The sequence below is a fragment of the Kribbella koreensis genome (assembly GCF_039525325.1).
Lineage (GTDB): Bacteria > Actinomycetota > Actinomycetes > Propionibacteriales > Kribbellaceae > Kribbella > Kribbella koreensis.
This window is the reverse complement of sequence record NZ_BAAAHK010000011.1, coordinates 260,996-284,977: the sequence shown is the minus strand read 5'-3', so window position 1 is coordinate 284,977 and position 23,982 is coordinate 260,996. Positions and strand designations below refer to the sequence as shown.

The 23,982-nt window shown below is 68.2% G+C and carries 23 protein-coding genes; 14 read left to right on the top strand and 9 right to left on the bottom strand.

The features are described 5' to 3' along the window. Positions 1 to 410 precede the first annotated feature (410 nt). Positions 411 to 1,859, top strand: coding sequence for a MocR-like pyridoxine biosynthesis transcription factor PdxR (pdxR, locus tag ABD116_RS23300; protein ID WP_343973944.1), 1,449 nt, complete (start codon positions 411 to 413; stop codon positions 1,857 to 1,859). Here pdxR and ABD116_RS23295 read toward each other — a convergent pair. Both ABD116_RS23295 and ABD116_RS23290 read right to left on the bottom strand, forming a co-directional pair. Next, entirely contained in the window at positions 1,826 to 2,716 is an 891-nt protein-coding gene (locus ABD116_RS23295) for an NAD-dependent epimerase/dehydratase family protein (protein WP_343973942.1), read from the bottom strand. The genes pdxR and ABD116_RS23295 overlap by 34 nt on opposite strands. Further along, positions 2,716 to 3,147: a cupin domain-containing protein gene (locus tag ABD116_RS23290; protein ID WP_343973939.1), complete on the bottom strand. Its 432-nt coding sequence runs from the start codon at positions 3,145 to 3,147 to the stop codon at positions 2,716 to 2,718. The genes ABD116_RS23295 and ABD116_RS23290 overlap by 1 nt, the downstream gene beginning before the upstream one ends. A 154-nt stretch (positions 3,148 to 3,301) precedes the next feature. Between ABD116_RS23290 and ABD116_RS23285 the strand changes: the two genes are divergently transcribed. The 8 genes from ABD116_RS23285 to ABD116_RS23250 all read left to right on the top strand — a co-directional run bounded on the left by ABD116_RS23285 (position 3,302) and on the right by ABD116_RS23250 (position 13,834). Continuing rightward, positions 3,302 to 4,735: an MFS transporter gene (locus ABD116_RS23285; protein ID WP_343973936.1), complete on the top strand. Its 1,434-nt coding sequence runs from the start codon at positions 3,302 to 3,304 to the stop codon at positions 4,733 to 4,735. After that, complete coding sequence (locus ABD116_RS23280; RefSeq protein WP_343973933.1) at positions 4,732 to 5,265, top strand: TetR/AcrR family transcriptional regulator; 534 nt, start codon at positions 4,732 to 4,734, stop codon at positions 5,263 to 5,265. The genes ABD116_RS23285 and ABD116_RS23280 overlap by 4 nt, the downstream gene beginning before the upstream one ends. 42 nt (positions 5,266 to 5,307) lie before the next feature. Then, positions 5,308 to 5,721, top strand: coding sequence for an RpiB/LacA/LacB family sugar-phosphate isomerase (locus ABD116_RS23275; protein ID WP_343973930.1), 414 nt, complete (start codon positions 5,308 to 5,310; stop codon positions 5,719 to 5,721). Positions 5,722 to 5,905: 184 nt separating this feature from the next. Continuing rightward, on the top strand, positions 5,906 to 9,517 hold the full coding sequence (gene metH / locus ABD116_RS23270; RefSeq protein ID WP_343973927.1) for a methionine synthase: 3,612 nt from the start codon (positions 5,906 to 5,908) through the stop codon (positions 9,515 to 9,517). A 17-nt stretch (positions 9,518 to 9,534) separates the two neighbouring features. After that, positions 9,535 to 10,038 carry a GNAT family N-acetyltransferase gene (locus ABD116_RS23265; RefSeq protein WP_343973925.1) on the top strand — a complete coding sequence of 168 codons (504 nt, stop codon included), beginning with the start codon at positions 9,535 to 9,537 and terminating at the stop codon, positions 10,036 to 10,038. Beyond that, entirely contained in the window at positions 10,039 to 12,537 is a 2,499-nt protein-coding gene (locus ABD116_RS23260) for a helix-turn-helix transcriptional regulator (protein ID WP_343973922.1), read from the top strand. Between the two features lie 113 nt (positions 12,538 to 12,650). After that, a complete protein-coding gene (locus ABD116_RS23255) occupies positions 12,651 to 12,923 on the top strand; it encodes a DUF4242 domain-containing protein (protein WP_343973920.1) in 273 nt (90 codons plus the stop codon). Positions 12,924 to 12,982: 59 nt separating this feature from the next. Then, entirely contained in the window at positions 12,983 to 13,834 is an 852-nt protein-coding gene (locus ABD116_RS23250) for an HAD family acid phosphatase (protein WP_343973917.1), read from the top strand. 22 nt (positions 13,835 to 13,856) lie between these two features. On the opposite strand, the gene ABD116_RS23245 is transcribed toward ABD116_RS23250, so the two are convergent. Beyond that, positions 13,857 to 14,531: a helix-turn-helix transcriptional regulator gene (locus tag ABD116_RS23245; protein ID WP_343973913.1), complete on the bottom strand. Its 675-nt coding sequence runs from the start codon at positions 14,529 to 14,531 to the stop codon at positions 13,857 to 13,859. 245 nt (positions 14,532 to 14,776) lie between these two features. Here ABD116_RS23245 and ABD116_RS23240 point away from each other — a divergent pair, with 245 nt between their 5' ends. Continuing rightward, the gene (locus ABD116_RS23240; protein ID WP_343973910.1) at positions 14,777 to 15,148 is read left to right on the top strand and encodes a nuclear transport factor 2 family protein; all 372 of its coding nucleotides are present in this window, start codon (positions 14,777 to 14,779) and stop codon (positions 15,146 to 15,148) included. Here ABD116_RS23240 and ABD116_RS23235 read toward each other — a convergent pair. Further along, positions 15,145 to 15,813, bottom strand: a complete 669-nt coding sequence (locus tag ABD116_RS23235) for a TetR/AcrR family transcriptional regulator (RefSeq protein ID WP_343973907.1) — start codon at positions 15,811 to 15,813, stop codon at positions 15,145 to 15,147. The genes ABD116_RS23240 and ABD116_RS23235 overlap by 4 nt on opposite strands. Positions 15,814 to 15,910: 97 nt before the next feature. On the opposite strand from ABD116_RS23235, the gene ABD116_RS23230 reads away from it, so the two are divergent. Together ABD116_RS23230 and ABD116_RS23225 are read left to right on the top strand one after the other, a co-directional pair. Next, positions 15,911 to 16,840: an SDR family oxidoreductase gene (locus tag ABD116_RS23230; protein ID WP_343973904.1), complete on the top strand. Its 930-nt coding sequence runs from the start codon at positions 15,911 to 15,913 to the stop codon at positions 16,838 to 16,840. 38 nt (positions 16,841 to 16,878) lie between these two features. Next, entirely contained in the window at positions 16,879 to 17,658 is a 780-nt protein-coding gene (locus tag ABD116_RS23225; protein ID WP_343973901.1) for a class I SAM-dependent methyltransferase, read from the top strand. Here ABD116_RS23225 and ABD116_RS23220 read toward each other — a convergent pair. After that, a complete protein-coding gene (locus ABD116_RS23220; RefSeq protein WP_343973898.1) occupies positions 17,621 to 18,172 on the bottom strand; it encodes a GNAT family N-acetyltransferase in 552 nt (183 codons plus the stop codon). The two genes, ABD116_RS23225 and ABD116_RS23220, sit on opposite strands and share 38 nt — an antisense overlap. Before the next feature lie 86 nt (positions 18,173 to 18,258). Here ABD116_RS23220 and ABD116_RS23215 point away from each other — a divergent pair, with 86 nt between their 5' ends. Further along, positions 18,259 to 18,621 carry a YciI family protein gene (locus ABD116_RS23215; RefSeq protein ID WP_343973895.1) on the top strand — a complete coding sequence of 121 codons (363 nt, stop codon included), beginning with the start codon at positions 18,259 to 18,261 and terminating at the stop codon, positions 18,619 to 18,621. Here the strand turns inward: ABD116_RS23215 and ABD116_RS23210 are convergent. Beyond that, positions 18,599 to 20,821 (bottom strand): polysaccharide lyase 8 family protein, encoded by a 2,223-nt coding sequence (locus tag ABD116_RS23210; RefSeq protein WP_343973892.1) that lies wholly within the window; start codon positions 20,819 to 20,821, stop codon positions 18,599 to 18,601. The two genes, ABD116_RS23215 and ABD116_RS23210, sit on opposite strands and share 23 nt — an antisense overlap. Positions 20,822 to 20,998: 177 nt before the next feature. On the opposite strand from ABD116_RS23210, the gene ABD116_RS23205 reads away from it, so the two are divergent. Further along, positions 20,999 to 22,024 (top strand): GntR family transcriptional regulator, encoded by a 1,026-nt coding sequence (locus ABD116_RS23205; RefSeq protein ID WP_343973890.1) that lies wholly within the window; start codon positions 20,999 to 21,001, stop codon positions 22,022 to 22,024. Here ABD116_RS23205 and ABD116_RS23200 read toward each other — a convergent pair. The 3 genes from ABD116_RS23200 to ABD116_RS23190 are packed head-to-tail and all read right to left on the bottom strand — an operon-like array spanning position 21,993 to position 23,964. Further along, a complete protein-coding gene (locus ABD116_RS23200; RefSeq protein ID WP_343973888.1) occupies positions 21,993 to 22,592 on the bottom strand; it encodes a TetR/AcrR family transcriptional regulator in 600 nt (199 codons plus the stop codon). The two genes, ABD116_RS23205 and ABD116_RS23200, sit on opposite strands and share 32 nt — an antisense overlap. A 28-nt stretch (positions 22,593 to 22,620) precedes the next feature. Beyond that, entirely contained in the window at positions 22,621 to 23,406 is a 786-nt protein-coding gene (locus ABD116_RS23195) for a class I SAM-dependent methyltransferase (RefSeq protein ID WP_343973885.1), read from the bottom strand. 18 nt (positions 23,407 to 23,424) lie between these two features. Then, positions 23,425 to 23,964: a dihydrofolate reductase family protein gene (locus ABD116_RS23190; protein ID WP_343973882.1), complete on the bottom strand. Its 540-nt coding sequence runs from the start codon at positions 23,962 to 23,964 to the stop codon at positions 23,425 to 23,427. Between the last annotated feature and the right edge of the window lie 18 nt (positions 23,965 to 23,982).

Genomic DNA, 23,982 nt, shown 5'->3' with positions numbered 1-23,982 from the left:
CCCGCGCCACCGCGCCCGTGCCACCGTGACCGCGCCACCACGCCCGGGCCCGTGCCACCGCGCCTGCGCGATGCCGCCCATGCCGCCGCGACCGTGCGCCACCGCCACCGCCACCGCGCCCGTGCGCCCCGCCTCCGCCACTGCGCCCGTGCGACTGCGCCACCGCGGTCCCCTCCCATGCCGCCGTGACTCCGGGGTGCGGATTGCCGTGCAGGCGTAACCCTTTGTCTGCGGGTCGACACGCCGGGGTATGCGGTTTCCCGCTGAGGTTGGGTGTGCGCCGACGTTCGGTAGTTGCCGTCGGCAAGCAATCGCTCTGGCGGTGACACTGGCCAAGGCGTCGACGGCGTCAGCCTCCATCTCGGGGAACCCCCGGGGCGGGGGAGGTGTGGGCATGCCAGGGTGGGGTTGTGACGAAGGCGGGCGGGGGACTCGATCTGCATCTGGAGTTGCGGCTGGATCCGGCGCAGGCGATCGGGCGCGCGCTGGAGCAGGCGCTTCGTGAGGCGATTCGTACCGGACGGCTGGCGGCGGGGGCGAGGTTGCCGGGAACGCGTTCGCTGGCCGGCGACCTCGGAGTCGCCCGGGGAACCGTGGTCCAGGCCTACTCACAGCTGGTCGCTGAAGGCTGGCTGGTGGGCCGCCCAGGCGCCGGCACCCAAGTAGCAGCAGTAACCGCCGCCCCCACCAACAACCCCGTAGCCCGGAGGGTGCCGGGCTTTGCCGCACCTCATGGTCAGCAGTTGGATTCCAAGGGGTTGGAGGTTCTGAGTTTGCAGGCTGGGCGGCCGGATCTCAGTTCGTTTCCCCGGGAGGTTTGGGGGCGGGCGGTGCGGCGGGTGTTGGCGGGGTCCGCCAGTGAGAGCTTTGATTACGCGCCGCCGGAAGGGCTGTTGGTACTACGGAACGCGGTGGCCGACTACGTGTCGCGGGCTCGGGGAGTGCGTGCGGGGGCTGGGGATGTGGTGATCACTGCCGGGTACTCGCATGGACTGGCCTTGTTGGCGCGGACGTTCCGTGAGCTTGGGATGGATCGCGTGAGCATGGAGAATCCGGGCCTGGCGCGGCATCGGAAGTTGGTTGCGGCGGCGGGGTTGGAGGTCAGCCCGTTGTCGGTCGACGCGTCGGGGGCGGATCCCGACGGCGTACAAGGGCAGGTGGCTGTGTTGACGCCGGCTCATCAGCATCCGCGAGGGGCGGTGCTGGCTCCTGAGCGGCGGATGAAGTTCGTCGAGTGGGCGAAGGACGGGTTCGTTGTCGAGGACGACTACGACGGTGAGTTCCGGTACGACCAGCAGCCGGTTGGGGCCATGCAGGCGCTTGCTCCCGACCGGGTGATCTTCGCCGGCTGCGCGAGCAAAGCTCTTGCGCCAGGTGTCCGGCTCGGTTGGCTGGTTGTTCCGCCGGTACTACGGAAGCCGTTGCTGCAGGCAATGACCAGTACTGGCTCGGGTGTGTCCGCGATCGAGCAACTGGTGATGGCTGATCTGATCACCCGTGGCGACTACGACCGGCACATCCGCAAGGTCCGGCTGGAGTATCGCCGTCGCCGGACCGAGCTCGCCGAGCGCGTCAATACCGTCTGGCCCCATTCGCTGCAGGGCATCGCGGCCGGCCTGCACGCGATGCTCCCACTCGAATCGGCCGAGGAGGAGCGCAGGGTGATCGACGTCGCGCAGTACGGCGGATTGTCGGTGCATGGCCTGCACACGATGGGCTACTGGCACACCGAGGACGACTCGCAGCCGGCCGCGCTCGTCCTCGGTTACGCCACTCCGCCACCGCATGCTTGGCGGACGGCGCTCGACCGCCTCACCAAGGTGCTTCAGGCAACGAACCCCGCGCGCCAGGACGGGTAGCGCGGAGTCCACTTCAAGTGCTTCCGGGCATAGTGGTTGTCCGCGCCGCGCGCCCACGGCGTGCGCTCCGACTCGACCGGCGCCGGCTCCGGCGCCCCCACCGACCGCGCAAACGCCGGTACCCACACACTGCCCGCCGCCGGCTCGTCATCAACGACGTTGACCGGCCCGGTCGGCCACTCAAGAGCCTGTACGGCCGCACTCGCCGCATCCTCGATGTGCACGAAACTGGTGACATCCGCGTTCGGCAGCAGCTTGCCGATCCGAACCGCGTCGTCCATCAACGCGCCCTTCGTGTACCAGGTGCCCGGACCGTAGAACAGCCCGTACCGCAACACCACCCACTCAGGCGCCTCCGACACGATGTCCTCCAACACCCTGACCGCCTGAACCGTGTACCGCCGAGGCCCCTCAGCCCCAAGGTCAAGCGGGGTGTCCTCGGTTGCAGGAGCCGACGCGGTGGCGGGGGAGGGGGTGAAGGCGTCGCTGGCATCGTCGTCGGGGGCGTAGGCCCAGGCGATGCTTTGCGCGATCACCTTGCGCGCGCCGGCGGCGACCGCTGCGTCAACGAGGTTGCGGGTACCGGTCCGGCGGATCTCCATGTTGGCCGCGTAGTCCTGGTTCGCCAGATCCGTCAGCTGATGGATCACCACCTCAGGCGCAGCGTCGGCAACCGCAGCCGCGATCGCCGCTGCGTCGTAGATGTCGGCGAGCACCGATTCAGCACCCTGGCTCCGCAGACCCTCAGCAGCCTCCGGCCGCCGGATCAACCCGGTGACCTGATGCCCCGCCGCCACCAACTCAGGTACAAGCAGCCGCCCAACAGCCCCGGTCGCCCCCGCCAAGAACACCCGCATCAGTGCCCCGCAGCTTCCGCACCAACGGCCCGCTCGGCACCCGAACCATCCCGCGGCGCTCCGCGACGATCCCGCCTCGCTTCCAGTTCTTCGGCGTCCACGAAGGTGAGCATCGGTTCGCCGGGGACGCCGATCATCACCGCGACGAACTTGCTTTCGCGGTCGGGGAGGTTGTTGGCGGCCTGGTAGTGGATGACGTCGCCACCCGGTTCCCAGAACGCCTCGCCGGCCTTGATCACGTACGGGTCCTCGCCCTCCAGCTCGAACAGGATCTCGCCCTCGAGCAGGTAGCCGAAAACCGGTCCGGAATGCCGGTGCGGAGCCGCGCCGGCGTCGCCGGGTGGGAGTTCGTTGGTGATCGTCATGACCTCGGCGCCGGCCGGGACCATCGGCGGCACGATGTCGAGCAGCATCGTCAGTTTGTTCGTCATGCTCGCCAAGCTAATCCGCCGCCGGACCATTCGACTGGTCCACTTCCAACCCATTCCACTGGACCACTTGAGCCTTCGGACAGCAAAGGTGAACGATCGTTTAGCATTGGGGGTGAACAAACGTTCACCCCCAATGCCCGTGAGGACCTCCGAGTTGACCGTCCGTCCTGCTGCTCACCCACGCCTGGTACTCGCGGTGCTCTCCTCCTGCGGAGTGCTCGTCGCGGTCATGCAGACGATCGTCGTGCCGTTGCTGCCGCAGCTCCCCGCGCTGACCCACAGCAAGCCGGCCGACGTCAGCTGGCTGGTCACCGTGACCCTGCTGACCGGCGCGGTCTTCACCCCGCTGCTCGGTCGCGCCGGTGACATGTACGGCAAGCGCAAGGTACTGCTGATCGCGCTCGCATCGATGGTCCTCGGCTCCCTGCTCTGCGCCATCAGCTCGCTGCTGCCGGTACTGATCCTCGGCCGCGGTTTTCAGGGCGCGGCGGTCGCCGTCGTACCGCTCGGCATCAGCATCCTGCGCGACGAGCTCCCGCCGGAGCGCGTCATCCCGTCGATCGCGATCATGAGCTCGACCCTCGGCGTCGGCGCCGCGTTCGGCATCCCTGCCGCGACGCTCGTGGTCGAGTCCCTCAACTGGCACACGATGTTCTGGATCTGCCTCGGTCTCGGCCTGCTCAACATCGCAGCCGTGCTGCTCGTCGTACCCGAGTCGAAGCTGCGCAGCAGCGGCCGCTTCGACATCCTGGGCGCGCTCGGCCTGAGCGGCTTCCTCGTCTGCCTCCTGCTCGCAGTCTCCAAGGGGAGCGCCTGGGGCTGGGGCTCGCCCAAGACGGTTGGGCTGTTCGTCGCCGCGCTGGCGATCGTGCCGCTCTGGGGCTGGTACGAACTGCGCAGCGCAACCCCATTGGTCGATCTGCGAGTGTCAGCTCGTCCGGCCGTGTTGTTCACCAACTTGGCGGCGCTGCTGATCGGCTTCGCGTTCTACGCCAACTCACTCAGTACTGCGCAACTCGTCCAGGAACCCAAGTCGACCGGCTACGGCCTCGGCGCGTCGATCGTGGTCAGCGGACTGTGCCTCCTGCCGGGTGGCGTCGCGATGGTGTTGCTCTCACCCGTCTCGGCCCGGATCTCGAAGGCTCGCGGGCCACGATTCACGCTCGCGGTGGCCTCCGGGCTGATGGCGCTCGGGTACCTCGTCCGCCTGTTCACCAGCGGGAACCTGGCCGCGATCGTGGTCGGCGCGACCGTTGTCTCGGCCGGAACCGCCGTGGCGTATTCGGCGCTGCCCGCCCTCATCATGCATGCTGTGCCGGTGACCGAAACGGCCGCGGCGAACGGCCTCAACACTTTGATGCGCACGATCGGCCAGGCGGTGTGCAGCGCCATCGTGGTGACCGTGCTGACCAACGTGGTGGCCACCCACTCCGGAGTCACCGCTCCGACCTTGCACGCCTACCTGCTGGTCTTCGTGATCGCGGGCATCTGCGCGCTGGTCGCGGTCGGCCTGACGCTGCTGATCCCCGCGCGGCGCGCAGTACCGGCCAGGCACCCCGAACTGGCCGAGGCAGGCCGTACGACGTGACCGGCGCCAGCCGCCCCGCCATCCTCAAGGCAGCCCGCCGCGCCTTCGCCCGCCAGCCCTACGACGCGGTCACCCTGCGCGGCATCGCGGCCGACGCGAATGTCAGCGCCTCGCTGATCATCAAGCACTTCGGCGGCAAAGAGGCGCTCTTCGACCGGGTCGCCGACTTCAGCGACGCCGCCGCCCTCCTGCTGGCGGCGCCGGACGCCGAGCTGGGCCGGCACGCCGTCGAAACCCTGATCAACTGGCGCCGCGAAACCGAGACCGACCTGCTCCTCCGGGTCATCTTCGCGATCGGCGTCGGCGACGAACGCAAACTCCTCCGCGAGCACTTCCGCGACCAGGTCGTCCACGCCTACGCCCAACGCCTCACCGGCGACCACACCGCCATCCGCGCCGAACTGATCGTCGCCCATCTCCTGGGCCTCGGCGCCACCCTCTCCGTCGACAAGGAGGGCCCGACCGCCACGGCCGACCCGTCCCTGATCGCCGACCTCTACGGCCCAGGAATCCAGGCCCTGATCGGCTGAGCGGCTGCCCGTTTCACCCACCTGACTGCCTACGCTGGACCGATGAAGATCGCGTTTGCCTCCGATGACGACAACGAATGCGTGCAGGCAGTCCTGACCTATCTGCGGTCGGAGCACGAGCTGATCTCACCGACCGGCTCGACCATCTGGCCGGCCATGTCCCAGGAACTGGCGCGGGCCGTCGTCGCGGGGGAGTGCGATTTCGGCGTACTGATGTGCTGGACAGGGACCGGTACTGCGATCGCGGCCAACAAGGTGCGGGGTGCCCGCGCCGCGACCGTCAGCGATGCGTGGACCGCCCGCGGCGCGAGGCTCTGGAACGACGCGAACATCCTGGCGCTCAGCCTCAAGCGGCTGGCGCCAGATGTCGCGGTCGAGTGTGTGACCGCGTTTCTGAGCGAGCCCGAGCCGGATCCCGAGGAAGCCGGCAACATCGACGCCATCCGGGAGCTGTAACTGCCATCTCAGGTACTGGCGGGTAATCTCAGTATCCGGGCAAAGATTCTGCTTCCGTCATCTCGATCAGTAGGATCGAAGTCCAGGTCGAGAGGCGCTGCGACGGGCCCGGAGGGCTCGCCACGCTCGGTCTGGGTCTACCGAGTAAGGGCGCCTCCGGAAACTCTTCTGGAGGTGGCCGACGGTGACGGATCGTCAGACCGAGTTACGGACCTTGCTCGACCAGCGGGTCGCGGTGCTCGACGGTGCCTGGGGCACGATGCTGCAGGGCGCGAACCTGACGCCCGAGGACTTCCGCGGCGACCGTTTCCTCGACCACACCCACGACGTCACCGGCGACCCGGACCTGGTCAACCTGATGCGCCCGGACGTGATCCTCGACGTCCACCGGCAGTACCTGGCCGCCGGCGCCGACATCACCACCACCAACACGTTCACCGCGACCAGCATCGGCCAGGCCGACTACGGCCTGCAGTCCCTGGTGCGCGAGATGAACCTCGAAGGCGCCCGGTTGGCCCGCCAGGCCGCCGACGAGGCCGGTGGCAAGTTCGTCGCCGGGTCGATCGGCCCACTGAACGTCACCTTGTCGCTGTCGCCGCGGGTCGAGGACCCGGCGTACCGGGCGGTGTCCTTCGAGCAGGTCCGCGACTCGTACGCCGAGCAGATCTCGGCGCTCAAAGACGGCGGCGTCGACCTGCTGCTGATCGAGACCATCTTCGACACCCTGAACTGCAAGGCCGCGATCGCCGCCGCCCGCGAGGTCGCTCCCGAGTTGCCGCTGTGGATCTCGGTGACCATCGTCGACCTCTCCGGCCGCACGCTGTCCGGCCAGACCGTCGAGGCGTTCTGGAGTTCGATCGAGCACGCCAAGCCGCTCGTCGTCGGCGTGAACTGCTCGCTCGGTGCCGCCGAGATGCGCCCGCACGTGGCAGACCTCGCCCGATTCGCCGACACCTACGTCGCCTCCCACCCGAACGCCGGCCTCCCGAACGCCTTCGGCGGGTACGACGAGACCCCGGACCAGACGGCCGGGATGCTGCAGGAGTTCGCGGAGTCCGGCCTGGTCAACATCGTCGGCGGCTGCTGCGGTACTACGCCCGCCCACATCGCCCAGATCGCGAAGTCGGTCCAGGGGCTGCCGCCGCGCACGGTCGCCCCGGCGTACGAGCAGACCCGGTTCAGCGGGCTCGAGCCGTTCTCGATCGGCCCGGACACCGGATTCGTGATGATCGGCGAGCGGACCAACGTGACCGGTTCGGCCCGGTTCCGCCGGCTGATCGAGTCCGACAACCACCAGGCCGCGGTCGATGTCGCGCTGGAGCAGGTCCGCGGCGGCGCGAACCTGCTCGACGTCAACATGGACGCCGACCTGCTCGACAGCGAGCAGGCGATGACGACCTTCCTCAACCTGGTCGCGACCGAGCCCGAGGTGGCCCGGATCCCGATCATGATCGACAGCTCGAAGTGGTCGGTGCTCGAGGCCGGGCTGAAGTGCGTGCAGGGCAAGGGCGTGGTCAACTCGATCAGCCTGAAGGAGGGCGAGGAGGAGTTCCTCGAACGCGCCCAGCGGATCCGCGACTACGGCGCCGGTGCCGTCGTGATGGCCTTCGACGAGCAGGGCCAGGCCGACACGGTCGAGCGCAAGGTGGAGATCTGCGGCCGGGCGTACGACCTGCTGACACAGAAGATCGGCTTCCCGCCCGAGGACATCATCTTCGACCCGAACGTACTGGCCGTCGCGACCGGTATGTCCGAGCACAACGGGTACGCGAAGAACTTCATCGACGCGCTCCCGCTGATCAAGGAGCGCTGTCCGGGCGTCCACATCAGCGGCGGCATCTCGAACCTGTCGTTCTCGTTCCGCGGCAACGACATCGTCCGCGAGGCGATGCACTCGGCCTTCCTGTACCACGCGGGCCAGGTCGGTCTGGACATGGGAATCGTCAACGCCGGCCAGCTCGCCGTCTACCAGGACATCCCGGCCGACCTGCTGGAGCTGGTCGAGGACGTCATCTTCGACCGGCGCGACGACGCCACCGACCGGCTGGTCGCCTTCGCCGAGAACGTGAAGGGCAAGGGCACCAAGCGCGAGGTCGACCTGACCTGGCGCGAGGGCACCGTGGAGGAGCGGCTGTCGCACGCGCTCGTACACGGCATCGTGGACTTCATCGAGGACGACACCGAAGAGGCCCGGCTGACCCGCAAGCGGCCGCTCGAGGTGATCGAGGGCCCGCTGATGGATGGCATGAAGGTGGTCGGCGACCTGTTCGGCGCGGGCAAGATGTTCCTGCCGCAGGTGGTGAAGAGCGCGCGCGTGATGAAGCGCTCGGTCGCCTACCTCGAGCCGTTCATGGAGGCCGAGAAGGAGCTGGCCCGCCAGGAGGGCCGCGACGAGGACGTCCGCGGTCAGGGCAAGGTCGTGCTGGCGACGGTCAAGGGCGACGTGCACGACATCGGCAAGAACATCGTCGGCGTCGTGCTCGGCTGCAACAACTACGAGGTGATCGACCTCGGCGTGATGGTGCCGGCGGCGAAGATCCTCGACACGGCCATCGCCGAGGGCGCCGATGTCGTCGGGCTGTCCGGGCTGATCACGCCGTCGCTCGACGAGATGGTCGCGGTGGCAGCCGAGATGGATCGGCGCGGGCTCAAGCTTCCTTTGCTGGTCGGCGGTGCGACGACCTCGAAGCAGCACACGGCGGTACGGATCGCACCGGCGTACGAGAACACCACGGTGCACGTGCTCGACGCGTCGCGCGTGGTCGGGGTGGTCTCCGATCTGCTCGACGACGATCGGGCCGAAGAGCTTGCCATCAGCAACCATGCCGCTCAGGAGATCCTCCGCGAGCAGCACGCGAACAAGCAGCGCAAGCCGATGCTGACGGTCGAGGCGGCCCGGGCGAATCGGGAGGTCGTCGACTACGGCGAGATTCCGGTCCCGGAGTTCATCGGCGTACGCCGGGTGGCCCCCGATCTCGAAACGCTGCGGGCGATGATCGACTGGCAGTTCCTCTTCCTGGCCTGGGAGTTGAAGGGCAAGTACCCGGCCATCCTGGAGCAGCCCGTCGCGCGCGAGCTGTTCGACGACGCGAACGCGATGCTCGACCAGATCATCGCGGACGGCTCGTTCACCGCGAAGGGTGCCTACGCCTACTGGCGAGCGCACAGCGAGGGCGACGACATCATCCTCGACGACCTGAATGCGTCCTTCCCGATGCTCCGGCAGCAGACCCAGAAGCCCGAGGGGCGCGAGAACCGGTGCCTGTCGGACTACATCGCACCGGCGGGTGACCACCTCGGCGGCTTCGCCGTGGCGATCCACGGCGCGGAGGAGCTGGCGGCGAAGTACGAGGCCCAGAACGACGACTACAAGGCGATCATGGTCAAGGCGCTGGCCGACCGGCTCGCCGAGGCGTTCGCCGAGTGGATCCACCTGGAGGCCCGCAAGGGCTGGTTCGAGCCCGACGCGGAGCCGCTGCTGGAGGACCTGCACGCGGAGCGCTTCCGCGGCATCCGCCCGGCCCTCGGCTACCCGGCGAGCCCCGACCACAGCGAGAAGGAACTGCTCTTCAAGTTGCTCGAGGCAGACCAGCTAGGCCTCGGCCTGACCGAGTCGTTCGCGATGACCCCAGCCGCAGCAGTCAGCGGCCTGATCTTCGCCAGCCCCGCCGCCAAGTACTTCAGCGTCGGCCGCGTCGGCAAAGACCAGGTCACCGACTACGCCCAGCGACGCGGCATGCCCCTCGAAGAACTCGAACGCTGGCTCCGCCCAAACCTGGCCTACGACCCGGACTGAGGATTTACAGTGACGGGATGACTGTCACGCTGCGGGCCGCGACGGCGGGGGATGCTGACGCGATTGCTTCTATTTGGTACTCCGGGTGGGGGGACGGGCATCTGGGGAATGTGCCGGAGGAGTTGGTTGCGGTCCGCACCAAGGAGTCGTTCTGGGAGCGGGTGCCGGCCAGGATCCCGGACACGACCGTTGCGGTCGTCGGGGCTGAGCCGGCCGGGGAGGCGGGGGGCGGTGAGCCTGTTGGGTTTGTGATGGTTGTTGGTGATGAGGTTGAGCAGGTTTATGTTTCGGGTGAGCATCGCGGGTCTGGGATTGCTGGGTTGCTGATCGCGGAGGCTGAGCGGCAGGTCGAAGCCAATGGGTATGACGAAGCTTGGCTTGCGGTGGCGACGGGGAATGGGCGGGCGCGGCGCTTCTACGAGCGCAGTGGGTGGGTGGATGCGGGTGCCTTCGACTACCCGGCGACCACGGACGGCGACGCCATCCCGGTGCCTTGCCACAGGTACGTGAAGCGGGTCTAGATGCTGGAGCGTGGGGCGCTGTTGGCGGCGCTGGGGGAGGTTGAGCCCGGGGCGATGGTGTTCGTCTCCGGTGAGGCGGGGATCGGCAAGACCTCCCTGGTGCGTGCCTTTTGCGCAGACCAGCCGTTGGTCCGCTACGGCTTCTGCGATGCTCTCGGTACGCCGCGAGCGCTCGGCCCACTGCATGACATCGCGAGGTCGAGCCACGACTCCGCATTGGCCGGCCTACTGGCATCAGGAGCTGACCGGCACACGCTCTTCACCGCGTTCCTCGACCTGCTGGCCGCCGGACCGTCGGTGACCGTCGTGGAGGACGCGCACTGGGCAGACGAGGCAACGCTCGACCTGCTCCTCTTCGTCGGTCGCCGCATCGACGAGCTGCCCGCGCTCGTCATCGTCACCTACCGCTCGGAGGAGGTCGGCCGCGACCACCCCCTGCGCCGAGTCCTGGGCGACCTGGCCACCGCCCGGCCGGTACGCCGGTTGCAAGTGCCCGCGCTGACCCCAGCAGCAGTGGCTGAGCTGGCCGAGCCACTTGGCCTGGATGCCGACCAGTTGTTCGCAGTGACTGACGGCAACCCGTTCTTCGTCACGGAGGCACTCAGTGCGCCCGGCGAAGAGCTACCAGCCACCGTGCGGGACGCAGTACTGGCCAGAGCGGCTCGCCTTGGGCGGGAGGCCAGGGCGGTCCTGGACATCGTCTCGCTGGTGCCGGACCGGGCCGAGCTTGCCCTCGCAGGTAAGGGCGTTGAGGAGTGCATCGAGTCCGGCATGCTCTTGCTGGAAGGGCAGACCGTGCGTTTCCGCCATGAGCTGGCCCGGCGGGCGATCGAGTCCGATGTATCACCCGCGCGGCTGCCCGTGCTGCATGGCGAGGTACTGGACTACCTGGCCGGCCTGGACGAGGTGGACCCCGCACGACTCTCGTACCACGCGGAGGCGGCCGGGGATCGTGCCGCTGCTCTGAAGTACGCGCCACTGGCCGCCCAGCGAGCAGCAGAGGTCGGCGCGTATCGGCAGGCGGCCGACCACTACGCCCGAGCGCTGCGGCACGTCAGTGGAGCATCCGTCGAGTTGCAGGCCTCGCTATGGCGAGACAGTGCCGAGGCCTGCGACAACAGTGGCTACCTAGCCGAGTCGATCAAGGCATCGGAGCGATCTGCCGAGCTGTGGGCGTCACTGGGAGAGGTCGGCAAGCAGGCCACAGTGATGGCCCGCTGCTCGCACGTGCTGTGGAAGGCGGGCCGCAATGCCGAGGCCCACGCGATGGCACGCGAAGCAGTCTCCCTCGCCGAAGCCGGTACGCCGGGTCCAGGGCTGGCGATGGCCTACGCGGCCCTGGCGAGGTTGCTCATGCTCGGTCGGGACATGCCCGGAGCTATCGCCCTGGGCACGCGAGCAGCGGAGTATGCCGAGCGGTTCGGCGACACCCAAGCACTGGGCCGTGCGCTCAACGCGGTCGGGAGCGCTCACTGGCTGACAGATCCTGAGCGTGCTGTCGCGGTGCTGACGGCCAGCCTGGATGCGGCGGTGGAGGCCGGTGATCAGATGGGCGTCGCGTCAGCGATGACCAATCTCGGGTCCGGAGCCGGTGAGGTTCGGCGGTACGACTTGGCCGACCACTGGCTCGCAGCAGCCGCCGAGTACTGCTCAGACCGCGACCTGGATGCCTCCGGGAGCTACGTGCAGGCCTGGCAGTCGCGGAGTCTGTTCGAGCGTGGCCACTGGACCGAGGCGGGGGCCAGGGCGGCTGCGGTTCTCGCTGCGCATACGCAACACGTGCCGTCGTACATCGTGGCCAATGTCGTGCTTGGCCGGTTGCGGGCCAGACGTGGGGACCCGGACGCGGATACGCCATTGCAGCGCGGGTGGGAGCTCGCAGTACAGACAGGGGATCTGCAGCGGCTGTGGCCGGCTGCTGCGGGGCTGGCCGAGCACGCGTGGCTCACTGGGAAGCCTGAGCTGATCGAAGGGCTTGTTGCCGAGACCTACGAGCACGCGGTGCAGCTGAAGCATCCGTGGGCAGTGGGGGAGTTGGCCCAGTTGCTGCGGCTCGGCGGGGTCGAGACGGAGCTACCGGAGTACGTCGCCCAGCCTTACAAAAATGAGGAGATGTGGCAGGAGGTCGGGTGCCCTTACGAGGCTGCGCTGGCCCTGACCGCGAGCGAGGATCCTGAGCAGCAGGTGGATGGGTTGTTCGGCCTGCAGCAGCTAGGTGCCTGGTCGACGGCTGAAGTGGTCGCCAAGCAGCTGCGCGAGAGCGGGATCCAGCGGCTGCCGCGGAGGCCTCGCGCGACCACCCGCGAGAACCCTGCTCACCTGACCGATCGCGAGACCGAAGTACTGGCCCTGCTGGCGGAGGACCTGCGCAACGTGGACATCGGCGCCCGCCTGCACATCTCTCCGAAGACGGTCGATCACCACGTGTCGTCGATCCTCGGCAAGCTCGGCGTCTCGTCACGGCAGGAGGCGGCTCAGTGGGTGCGGCGGACAAGATAGGGAGCTGACCCACCGAACATAGGGAGCTGCTCCCGATGGCCACGCGGCCCCGGCCGAGCAGAGTTCTTCGTGGGAGGCGATCCAGCCTCCGGACAACGAAGAAAGGTATTGCCATGACCCGCTACCTGGTGGAGCGCAGCTTTCCCGAAGGCCTCACCATCCCGACCGACGACCGTGGCGCCAAGTCGTGCCTGAACGTGGTCGACGGCAACGCGCAGCACGACGTGACCTGGGTGCATTCCTACGTGTCACCGGACCACAAGACGACGTACTGCATCTACGACGGCCCGTCCCCGGAGGCGATCCGGAGCGCGGCCGTGACGACCGGCCTGCCGGTCACCAAGATCACCGAGGTCCGGGTCCTCGACCCGTACTTCTACCACTGACGGCTCTCCCAGGGTTAGTTTGCATTTGCAAGCATTTGAGCCCGTACTTGGGAGAGATCATGGTCAACCGTTCCTGGCGCCTTCCGTCGCGCCGGCTGATCCTCACCGGGGTCGCCACTCTCGCCGTCGCCTCCGTGGCCGGCGGAGTGGCGTACTCCGCGGGGGTGGCAGCCCAGCAGCCGGCCATCCAGACGTCGACGCCGCGGTCCGAGAAGCAGGTCACCAACATCGACGTACTGCGGCAGCAGCTCCGCAACTACTACGGCGACCCGTTGGGCACCGGCACCTTCGCCGCCGACAGCAACTACGCCAAGGAGGCCAGTTCGGTCGCCAAGGACGGCACCCGCTTCCTCGCCGGCCGGCACCACACGCGTGGCACCAAGGCGATCCTGCTCGACGTCGACGACACGTCGCTGGCGACCTGGAACTACGAGATCGCCAGCAACTGGGCGTTCAACCCCGGTACCAACGGCACGTTCGTGACCGAACAGCGTTTCCCGGCCGTCCCGGGCATGGTCGACATGGTGAAGTCGGCCGAGCGCGAGGGCTACGCGATCTTCTTCCTGACCGGGCGGGGCGCGGCTCAGGAGCAGGCAACCCTCGGCAACCTGACCGAGGACGGGATCGGCGTCGACGCCGGCTACCCGAAGCCGACCGGCCTGCGCGACGGTGAGGACGGCCTGTTCACCAAGCCGCCGGTCGCCGAGTACCCGGACTATCTGAAGGCCGCCTGCGCGGGCGACCCGAACGGCTCCTGCACGACGATCCACTACAAGTCGGCCACCCGGGCCCACATCGAGTCGCTCGGCTACGACATCGTCGCCAACTTCGGCGACCAGTTCAGCGACCTCAAGGGCGGCTACGCCGACCGAACCTTCAAGCTGCCGAACCCGAACTACTACCTGCCCTGAGAGCGTGCCGGCCGCCGGGGGCTCACGGCGCGAAGACGCGTCCCACCAGCTCCCGGCGGCTGCGCACGCCCACCTTGCCGAAGATCGACTTCAGGTGACTCTGCACGGTGTGCGGCGACACGATCAGCCGCTCCGCGATCTCGCGAGTCCCACAGCCCTGGAGAACAAGCTCGATCAGCTCCCGCTCCCGCGTGGTCAGCCCGTACGCCGCGGAGATCAGCGGCTCGATCGACACGCTCGGCGCAGCCTGGAGGACGACGGCCACCTCCTGCCCGGACCCGGCCGGTGAGGCATGCAACTGGATCCAGCGGCCCGAGGCACCGAGCACCCGCGCGGTCGCGTCCCCGGCGGTCGCCCGTACCCGTTCGACCAGGCTGACGACCTCGAAGGGCAAGGGGTCGCGGCCTGGCGCTCCGTAGTACCCGAACTCCTGCAGCCAGTCGACGGCCGGTGGGGTGACCGAGACGATCTCCCGATCGTTGCCCAGGACAAGGACTCCCGGCCAGAGCTCGGCGCCCGGAGCTGTGGGCCTGGCGTGGATCCCCGATCGGCGGAAGGCTCGCCCGAGTACGGCGGACATCCCATGCATGAAATCGCGCTCGTCGGCAGTGAAGTCGTGCGGGGCCTCGCGGAAGAACGACACGCACCCCCAGCAGGAGCCGTCGGCAACCAACGTGACCCGCAGCTCGCCGCGCACGCCGTTGGGCGACAGCAGCTCGCGATAACGCCTGCTCCGGTTGAGGTCACCGCCGGTCGCCTCACTCAGTACTGCGCTGTGCCGCGGCCCCCTGATCAGCTCGCTGAACCCGGGACCGTGTGGCGTGGTTCATGTACTGATGGTCACATGCGTCCGGGTTCACCGGAAAACCCCACAAATATGGCGTGGCCGGACCCGTGCCCGATCGGTAGCGTCGATGGCAACAAACCACAGGGGGAGCCAGGATGCCAACAGCAGAAAGCGTATTCGCGCTCGTCGACAAGCAGGACGTGCAGGGGATCGGGGCGTTGCTCGCACCGCGGGCACGGTTCGCCATCGGCAACCGCGAGCCGGCCGACGGGCGGGACGAGATCGTCGCGACCCAGGGGATCTTCTTCACTTTGGTGCAGGGGCTGAGGCACGAGTTGCTGCGCGAATGGGCAGTCGACGACACCACCATCGCCGAGACCAGCGTGACCTACACCCGGCTGGACGGTCGCGACGTCACCGTACCGGCGGTCTCGATCTGGACGGTCGACGAGGCCGGCCTGATCACCGACTTCCGCGTCTTCATCGACCAGAGCCCGGTCTTCTTCGAAGAGCCGCTGGAGTGCTAGCGGGGTAGCACGCCGACCAGGATCGTCTGCAGTGCCTCGCGGAGGGTCGGGGCGAAGGTGATCCGGAAGGCGGCGACCTCGGGGTCGGTCTCATAGACGGCGATGATCGCGGCCGAGGGGTGGGAGTGGGTCCAGATGACGCCGGTCAGCATCACGGTCGCCGCGATCAGCCGGCCGGCGCCGTCCTCGCCCAGCTCGGGGAGGTGGGCGAGGACGTGGCGGATCATGACCGCGTAGTTCGCGATCGAGCCGCGCTTGAAGTCCGCCGCGACCTCGACGGAGATGTTGTGCTCCAGGACGGCGGCCTGCGCGGCGGTCAGTGCGCACAGCATCGGCCGTGACTCCAGCGTCGTGACGATCGCGTCGGCCAGGGCGGCGGCGCGGTCGTCGATCGCTGCCGCCGGGTCGACGGTCGCGGTCAGCTCCGCGTCGAGCTGGTCCATCCACGCGTGCGTCTCGGCGTCGAGCAGTTCCAGCAGGACCGCCTCGCGGGAGTCGAAGTAGTTCAGGACGTTCGACTTCGCCAGCCCGACGCGGCGGCTCAGCTCGTTCAGGCTGAGCTGGGCGACCGGCATCTCGGCCAGCATCGCCGCCGCGGTGGTGAGGATCGCCTGCCGCCGGACGGCCCGCTGCTCCTCGCTCCTGGCCCGCTGGAAAGTCGTCATGCCCACATCCTACAGACCGCTGGTCTGTTGTCATCAGACCATCGGTCTGATAGCTTCGTTCGTAACAGACCGCCAGTCTTTTACGAAGGAGCAGCCCATGTACGACGTCCCGGACCAGACCGGCAAGTACGCAGTGGTGACCGGCGCGAACAGTGGTACCGGCAAGGAAACGGTCCGGCGGCTGGCCGGTGCCGGCGCCCGGATCGTGATGGCGGTGCGGACGCCGGCGAAGGGCGAAGCGGCCCGCGCGGAGATCCTGGCGCAGCACCCGCAGGCCCAGCTGGAGGTCCGCCGGATCGACCTGGCCGACCTCGACTCGGTCCGCGAGTTCGCCGAAGGCATGATCGCGGACGGCACCCCGATCGATCTGCTGGTCAACAACGCCGGCGTGATGGCCCCGCCCTCGCGGATGACGACCTCCGACGACTTCGAGCTCCAGTTCGGCAGCAACTTCCTCGGCCCGTTCGCGCTGACGCTGCGGCTGCTGCCGTTGCTACTGGCCGCGCCCGCACCGCGAGTGGCGACGATGGCCAGCGGTGCGGCGAACTTCGGCCGCATCCACTTCGACGATCTCCAATGGGACAAGAGCTACCGGCCCAGTACTTCGTACGCCCAGTCGAAGCTCGCCGACCTGATGTTCGCGCACCAACTCGCCGCGATCGCCCACGACCGCGGCTGGAACCTGATGAGCAACGCGGCCCACCCCGGCTTCACCCGGACGAACCTGCAGACGACCGGCCCGACCCTCGGCCTGGACAAGAAGCCCTTGACCGTCAGGCTCTTCGAGCGGGTCAATCCGCTTCCGTCCCAGGAAGCCCAGCAAGGCGCCGAGCCGTTGCTGTACGCGGCGACCAGCCCGGAGGCAGTCGCCGGCGCGTACTACGGTCCGAGCAAGTGGTTCGGGCTGGTCGGCCCGACCAAGCTGGCCAAGGCGCCGCGGCGGTCCCTCGACGAGCAGGCCAATGCACGCCTCTGGCTCGAGGCCGAGCGCCTCACCGGCGTCTCGCTGCCCAGCCGAGTCGCTTGAGGCTGGCCGAGCGGGCCGCACCGACCTATGGTGCGGAGATGAGTCAGTGGTCGCAGGGGGAGATCTACGAGTCGTATGTCGGGCGATGGAGCCGACTGGTCGCAGCCGAGTTCGTGGCGTGGCTGGACCAGCCCGCAGGTCTGCGGTGGCTCGACGTGGGGTGTGGGACCGGGGCGTTGACGACTGCGGTCCTTGCTCAAGCTGAGCCGAGTGCAGTGGTCGGGGTGGACCCGTCCGAGGGTTTCATCGGGTTCGCCCGGGGCGCGGTGACCGATGAGCGGGCCCGCTTCGAGGTGCTGCCCGCGGCCGAGCTGAGTACGGACGCAGTCGGTGGAGCGGTCGACGTGGTGGTGGCAGGGCTGGTGCTCAACTTCATCCCGGACCGGCCGGACGCCCTGCGCCGGATGCGGCAGATCGGCCGGACGGTCGGTGTCTACGTGTGGGACTACGCCGAGGGCATGCAGTTGATGCGGTACTTCTGGGAGGCGGCGGCCGACGTCGTACCGGACGATCGGGAGCGGGACGAAGGGCGGACCTTCCCGTTCTGCAATCCGGCCGGGCTCGAAGGGCTGTTCGCCGAGGCAGGCTTCAGCGACATCGAGACCCGCGCGATCGTCGTACCGACCGTGTTCGAGTCTTTTGACGCGTACTGGACGCCGTTCCTCGGTGGCCAAGGGCCCGGACCCGCCTATCTCCGCAGCCTGCACCCCAACACGCAAACAGCGATCCGGCATCTGGTGGAGTCCAGGCTGCCGGCCAACCCCGACGGCTCCATCGAGCTCACCGCTCGTGCTTGGGCTGCCCGCGGTACGAGCTGAAGTCGCTGCGCAGCAGCCCGAACAGCAGGTCGTCGGTCCACTCGTCCTTGAACCACGTGTTCTGCGGCCGGAACCCCTCCTGCTGAAAGCCGAGCCGCTCGAGCAGTCGGGCCGAAGCGACATTGCGGGCGTCGACCTCCGCCGAGACCCGATGCAGCTCGCGCACGGTGAAGAGGTGTTCGAGCAGCCCGCCGACGGCCTCGGTCGCGTAGCCCTTGCCCTGGTACTCCTGGGCCAGCGTGTAGCCGATGTCGGCCTGCATCAGGTTGTCGAAGGTGTTCAGCCCGATGTCACCGATCAGCAATCCGTCCAGCGCGATCGCGTACTGGAACCAGCCCGCCTGCAACGGATCACCCTCCGCGTAACTGGCCACCGTCCGCTGGGCCTCCTCCAGGCTGAAGGGCGCGGTGAAGGACTGGAAGCGGGCGACCTCGGGCACCGACCGGTACGCCGAGAAGGCTTCGGCGTCCTCAGGCCGGAAACGGCGCAGCTCGAGTCGCTCGGTCGTGATCATCCACCAAGTATGGATGTCAAGAAGGGCCGATCGGCCGCGTACATGTGGTGAGGGCCGCAACGCGCGGACCGGGACGGAGGAGGGCGATGAAGTACTTGCTGGTTCTGCAGGCCGACGCCGGGGTGCAGCTGACGACCGAGCAGCGCGAGGCGGTGCACGCCGGGCGCGGCGAGTTCGAGCGGGTCGCGTCCGAGGCCGGCGAGCTGGTCGGTACGCAGGCGCTCGCCGACCCCTCGCGGAGCACGGTGATCCGCAGCAGGCACGGTCGACGTGAGGTGTCGACCGGGCCGTTGCGGGACGAGTACATGGGCGGGTACTACCTCGTCGACGTCGACGAGCTGGATCGCGCGCTCGAACTGGCCGGGCTGCTGCCCGACGTACGGATCGACGGCCTGGCAGTGGAGATCCGCCCGATCATGGGTGGCGCTATAGCGTCAGATAGCGCGTAGCGCCGGCGGCGCCGGCGACATCGACGGTGATCTTCCTGCCGAGGACAGTCAGCTGGATGGTGGTGGCCAGTTGGGTCGGGTCGGAGACGGCAAGCTCGATGGTGCGGCCCCTCAGCCGGGCGATCACTGAGCAGGGCGTGTCTGTTTGGAGGTCGCCCAACCGGTCAGGCTGCCAGAAGTTCACCATGGTCATGCCGAGCCGCAGGCTGGTGACTGCCTGCACGGAGGCGGTGTTTCGCAGTACCAGCAGGCCGGAAGCCTTGGACAGCTGCTTGGTGCGGGCTGCTGAGGCTCCCGGCACTACGAGATAGCTGTACGCCGCTCCGCTCGGGTTGACGCCGTGGTCTTGCCACATGGTCAGGTACCGACGGGTGATGGGCGTAGTGGTGCCACCGGTGTTGATGTCGCGCCAGGAGCCCGTCCGTGCTTCGCGGCGGAGCTGCAGCGTCGAGCCACTGGGGAAGATGTAGCCGCCTACGCCATCCAGATGCGCCCACTTGGCGTTGCTGACCGTTGCGGAGTCGCCCAGCGCCGGTACGAGGCTGAGGTCGTCCACGGTCAGGGCGTTGGTACCGGCGCTGTGCAGGTTGCGGTTCTCGATCACTGTCTCGACGGGGTAGCCACTGGTGCCCGTGATGCCGGCGCCTAGCGCAACGACGTACTCGTCGAGGCAGAACCAGGACTTGCGGGCTCGCATGGGGGAGAGCGGTCCCTCCAGGTCTTGGCCGACTGCGGCGTAGCCGTCGAGAGTGCTGCCGCCGACCCAGGCTGTTGTCGGCCGGGGCGCGCCCCACTCGCCGCCGGCCTTCGGGGGCAGCGGAAGCCTGTCGACCGTGGTGCCGGGGAGACGGGTGCGGTCCACCGTCGGCCAGAAGGCATCGGCGTACTGGCCGTTGTCCTTGTCGTACAGGTAGGTCATGCCGGAGCCGGTGTGGTAGCCCAGCTCGTTCTCGCCGTTGCCGCATTCGTAGTACGTGATCCGGCGGCTGGCCATCGAGATCGAGTACGCCCAGCCGGAGCGGCGATGCACCGAGCGGTCCATGCTGCTGAAGAGGGTGTGTCCGTCGCGCTCGGGTGCCGGGGTCACGCCGCGGAGCGACTTCACCAGGGCCACTCTCGGGATCGTTGCCCCGGACAACATGTTGCCGAAGGTGTCGCGTTGCAGCCAGCCGGCCACCGCGGATCGCCACTGGGTGGCCAGTGCCGTGTCGACGCCGGCGGCGAGGCGCAGGATGGCTTCGGCCGCGGTGTAGCCGTCGTTGTGGTCGGAGGCGTTGTACCGGGAGACGGCGCGGCCGCGGACGAAGTCCATCATCCGGGCGTCGTGGACGACCGGGAGGTACGCCTTGGCGACCGAGTCGAAGAGGATCTGGCGCTTGGGGTCGGTCACCTGCCAGGGCGAATTCGCCAGCAGGGCAAGGAGTTTGCCGATGCCGCTGAGCAGGACGTGGCCGTAGGTGCCGGTGTAGGCGACCCAGGTGTGCTGGACGAACGAGCCGTCGCGGTAGAAGCCGTCGCCGGTCGTCACGTACTGCCAGGTGTCGCTGAGACCGTCGCGGGCGTGGGTCAGCTTCGCCTCGTCGTCGGTGACCAGGGCGCGGACGATGATCGCCTGGCAGAGGTCGACCCGGTTGGCGCCGGTGGAGAGGACCTTGCCGCGCTCGGGCGGGAACATCCAGTACGGGTCTTCGACGAAGTGGTCGATCGCTGCGCAGTAGCGCTCGCGGGTTGCTGGTGGGAGTTCGGCGTACAGGAGGACCAGGGTGTTGGCGAGGGGGCGCGTGGCGCCGATCTCCCAGGACCACCAGTTGCCGAACTCGACGGTGCTGGGGTTGTAGATCAGCTGGTCCATCGACTCCAGGGCTGCCTGGATGTCGGCCAGCAGGGAGGCGTTCGAGTGGTACGCCGAACCGGGGGTGGTCCAGGCGGTGGCCAGTTGCTCCAGGCGGACGTAGGTGTTGGCGATCGACGGGTCCTGGGTGAGCGGGTAGTCGATGAAGACGGCTTTGCGGTCGGTGGAGCGGTCGAGCTTGGCCAGTGACGCCTTGACCGCGTTGTCGAGCCGGGTGAGCGCGGCGGCGTAGTCGGGGTCGGCTGGGTCCAGGGACGCGCCACCGGTCAGATCGGCGGCCCACTTGGCACGCAGCGCGGCGAAGTCGGCCGGGGCGGCGAAGGCTGCTTTCGGGAGTCCGAGAGACATCGCTGCGACGGTAGCGCTACCGGCAGCCAGGAACGTACGGCGGTTCAGCATGGCGGATTCCTTCAGAGAGGCGGATCACTGAGGAGGGCTGTTCGCATGAGTCTCTGGCAAGTCATTCTCTTCGTCAATGGATTCATGCTAATGAATTTCCAGGGGCGGGCCGCTAGAGTCAGCCCGATGAGTGCGTCGGAGGCTGTGCGGGGGCAGAAGGCCCGGCATCTCGCGGAAGAGTTGCGGCGGGGGATCGCCGAGCTGCGGTGGCCGGGTGGGAAGTTGCCGACCGAACAGCAGATCGCGGGGGAGCAGGGGGTCAGCCTCAATACCGTGCGCCGGGCGGTCGATCTGCTGGTGCAGGACGGGCTGGTCTATCGGCGGCAGGGCTCGGGGATGTACATCGCGAGCAACGAGAGCGGGCCGCTGATCGGGGTCGCGGTGCCGTCGATGACGTACTACTACCCGCGCATCATCGTCGGGATCGAGCGCGAGCTGGCCAAGCAGGGTGCGCAGATGTTGTTGCGCAGTACCGAGTGGGACAGCGCCGAGGAGCGGCTGGCCGTCGACGGGCTGATCGGCGCGGGCGCGGCCGGGTTGATCCTCGCGCCGGATGGTCCGTCAGGGCTGGCGGAGCTCGAGGAGCTGGAGCTGCCGATCGTGCTCGTCGAGCGGGGGCTGGAGGATCCGGCGACGGTGCATGAGTTCGTCGGGACCAATCATGCGGCGGGTGCTCGGGCTGCTCTCAAGCATCTGCGCGGTTTCGGACATACCCGGATCGCCTATCTGGAACGGGTCAGCCCGCACACTGCCCCGCAGGTCAGGGCCGGCCTCGGCGACGTGCCCGTCTTGATCGACTCGCGCGAACGCTGGAGCACGGCCGGCGCTGACGAGTTCCTCGACGAGGTGCAGCGGTGCGGGGTGACCGCGGTGATCTGCTTCGCGGATCGGGAGGCGACGGTGTTGCTCAATGCGGCGCTCGCTCGCGGCATCGACGTACCGGGGGAGTTGTCGGTGATCAGCTACGACGATGAGGTCGCCGACCTGTCCGAAGTGCCGCTGACCGCCGTTTCCCCTGCAAAACTTGAGGTTGGGCGGATCGCGGTGGAGCTGCTGCGTGCCCGGCTGGCCGATCCGGAGGCACCGCGCCGGCAGGTGTCGCTCGTGCCGCGGCTCGTCGTCAGGGAGTCGACCGGGCCGGCTGCACGATAGAACGCGCGGCCGACTCTGCCAGCTTCTCTGCCTCGTCGACCTCGGCCAGGACGCCTTCGAGCACGAACACGGCGAACCCGTGCGCCGCCGCGGCTACCGACAGCACCAGCTCGCGCGACGCCGCCTCGGTCGGCCGAGCCTTGCGGGCAGGCTCCTGCAGTACTCCGAACAGCTCGTTGCCAGCAGCAAGCAATTCCGGATAGGCCGCCTTGTCCAGCCCCGCCGAGAAGGTCAACTCGAACATCGCCCGCCGCTCCGCCGCGAACCGGACGTACGCCCGCGCGAACGCCGCCAGCTTCGCCACCGGATCCCGCGCCCCCTCCATCGCCGCGACATACCGCTCACGCTGCTCGGAGTACCCCTTCTGCACCAGCGCCGCCAGCAACGCATCCCGATCCGCAAAGTGCTTGTACGGCGCCGCGACACTCACCCCCGCCCGCCGACTGACCTCCGCCAACGTCGCCGCCTTCGGCCCACCCTCGCCCACCAACTCGAGCGCAGCCTCCTCCAGCACCCGCCGCAAATCCCCGTGATGCTGTCCGCTGGGCCGTTTGCCTGCACTGTTCACTCGACCTAGGTTAATGCCACTAACTACCTCATGGCTTGATCGCCTGGCACGCGAGCAGGAGCGGGATCGGATCGCCGGGCAATCGCCAGAAGCCGTCGTCGCCTTGGACCATCGCTGGATGGCGCTGACGCAGGTCGAGGGGTAGCTCGTCCACGCGAGTGACCTGCAGTCCGGCTTGGCCGAGGGCGGTGACGAGTCTGCCGACAGTCCACGGCCAGGTGGTCTGGATGTGGGGCTGGTCCATCTCACCGGCGTACGTCTGCTTGACCTCGCGCTCGGCGGGTCCGGAACGGAAGTACGACCTGGCCAGGGCGAGGTCGTCGTCGAACAGCATCGCGATCGGATGGAAGTCCGCGACGAACAAAGTGCCGCCCGGCTTGAGGCACCTGGCCGCCGCACGAGCCCAGCCGTCCAGATCGGGTAGCCAGATCAAGGTCCCGTAGGTCATCACGACGAAGTCGAAAGCGCCGTCGAGTTCGCCCGGAAGCTCGTAGACGTTGGCCTGCACGAATCTCGCGTCGAGCGACAGTTCCTGCGCCAACGCGGTCGCGGTGGCGATTGACTCGGCCGAGAAGTCCACGCCGGTGACCTGAGCGCCGAGCCGGGCCCACGACAACGTGTCCAGCCCGAAGTGGCACATCAGATGCAGCAACGACCGCCCGCTGACGTCACCGAGCGCCTCCTGCTCGAACGGCCGCAAGGAGTTCTTGCCCGCCTTGAACGACGCGACGTCATAGAACTCCGACTCGACATGTGCCCCCGTCTGCGCATCCCAGGCCTGCTGGTTCCGCAGCATCTGCTGCTTCTCATCCATGCCGACGAAGCTAACTCGTCAGGTCACCTTGAACCACAGGTTTGTCGCCAGTGGTACCTCCGTAGCGCTGACCCGTTCGAGCTTCACCGTGTGCCCGCCAGGCTGGTCGAAGAGGCGGGTGCCGTCGCCGAGCATGACCGGTGCGACACAGGTGAGAACCTCGTCGAGCTCGCCTGCCTCGAGACACTGCCGGGCGATGTCCGCGCCGAGCACGTTCACGTACTTGTCGCCCGCCGCCTCCTTCGCCTGTGCCAACGCGGTCGCGAAGTCGTCAACGAAGTACAGGTCGGCAGAAGAGCTTTCCGGCGGACGATGGGTGACGACGTACTGCGGTCCGTCCCACCCGCCGCCGAAAGCCTTGCCCTCGCCGGGACGGCCCTTGTTCGGGTCGTCGCCGTCGAAGGTCCGCCGGCCGACCAGCAGCGAGCCGATCTGCCCGATGAGGTCCCGTACCTCGGGGTTCGGACCGAGGTACGGGGTCATCCACTGCATGTCACCGGCCGGGCCGGCGATGAAGCCGTCCAGCGACATCGTCACCGCGTAGAGCACCTTCGCCATCTCTCCTCCAGGAATCTC

What these genes read in the sequence shown, in the direction of transcription:
- ABD116_RS23295 (WP_343973942.1), bottom strand. Translation starts at nt 2,716, where the DNA reads ATGCGGGTGTTCTTGGCGGGGGCGACCGGGGCTGTTGGGCGGCTGCTT.
- ABD116_RS23290 (WP_343973939.1), bottom strand. Translation starts at nt 3,147, where the DNA reads ATGACGAACAAACTGACGATGCTGCTCGACATCGTGCCGCCGATGGTC.
- ABD116_RS23275 (WP_343973930.1), top strand. Translation starts at nt 5,308, where the DNA reads ATGAAGATCGCGTTTGCCTCCGATGACGACAACGAATGCGTGCAGGCA.
- ABD116_RS23265 (WP_343973925.1), top strand. Translation starts at nt 9,535, where the DNA reads ATGACTGTCACGCTGCGGGCCGCGACGGCGGGGGATGCTGACGCGATT.
- ABD116_RS23260 (WP_343973922.1), top strand. Translation starts at nt 10,039, where the DNA reads ATGCTGGAGCGTGGGGCGCTGTTGGCGGCGCTGGGGGAGGTTGAGCCC.
- ABD116_RS23255 (WP_343973920.1), top strand. Translation starts at nt 12,651, where the DNA reads ATGACCCGCTACCTGGTGGAGCGCAGCTTTCCCGAAGGCCTCACCATC.
- ABD116_RS23250 (WP_343973917.1), top strand. Translation starts at nt 12,983, where the DNA reads ATGGTCAACCGTTCCTGGCGCCTTCCGTCGCGCCGGCTGATCCTCACC.
- ABD116_RS23240 (WP_343973910.1), top strand. Translation starts at nt 14,777, where the DNA reads ATGCCAACAGCAGAAAGCGTATTCGCGCTCGTCGACAAGCAGGACGTG.
- ABD116_RS23235 (WP_343973907.1), bottom strand. Translation starts at nt 15,813, where the DNA reads ATGACGACTTTCCAGCGGGCCAGGAGCGAGGAGCAGCGGGCCGTCCGG.
- ABD116_RS23230 (WP_343973904.1), top strand. Translation starts at nt 15,911, where the DNA reads ATGTACGACGTCCCGGACCAGACCGGCAAGTACGCAGTGGTGACCGGC.
- ABD116_RS23225 (WP_343973901.1), top strand. Translation starts at nt 16,879, where the DNA reads ATGAGTCAGTGGTCGCAGGGGGAGATCTACGAGTCGTATGTCGGGCGA.
- ABD116_RS23220 (WP_343973898.1), bottom strand. Translation starts at nt 18,172, where the DNA reads ATGATCACGACCGAGCGACTCGAGCTGCGCCGTTTCCGGCCTGAGGAC.
- ABD116_RS23215 (WP_343973895.1), top strand. Translation starts at nt 18,259, where the DNA reads ATGAAGTACTTGCTGGTTCTGCAGGCCGACGCCGGGGTGCAGCTGACG.
- ABD116_RS23210 (WP_343973892.1), bottom strand. Translation starts at nt 20,821, where the DNA reads ATGTCTCTCGGACTCCCGAAAGCAGCCTTCGCCGCCCCGGCCGACTTC.
- ABD116_RS23205 (WP_343973890.1), top strand. Translation starts at nt 20,999, where the DNA reads ATGAGTGCGTCGGAGGCTGTGCGGGGGCAGAAGGCCCGGCATCTCGCG.
- ABD116_RS23195 (WP_343973885.1), bottom strand. Translation starts at nt 23,406, where the DNA reads ATGGATGAGAAGCAGCAGATGCTGCGGAACCAGCAGGCCTGGGATGCG.
- ABD116_RS23190 (WP_343973882.1), bottom strand. Translation starts at nt 23,964, where the DNA reads ATGGCGAAGGTGCTCTACGCGGTGACGATGTCGCTGGACGGCTTCATC.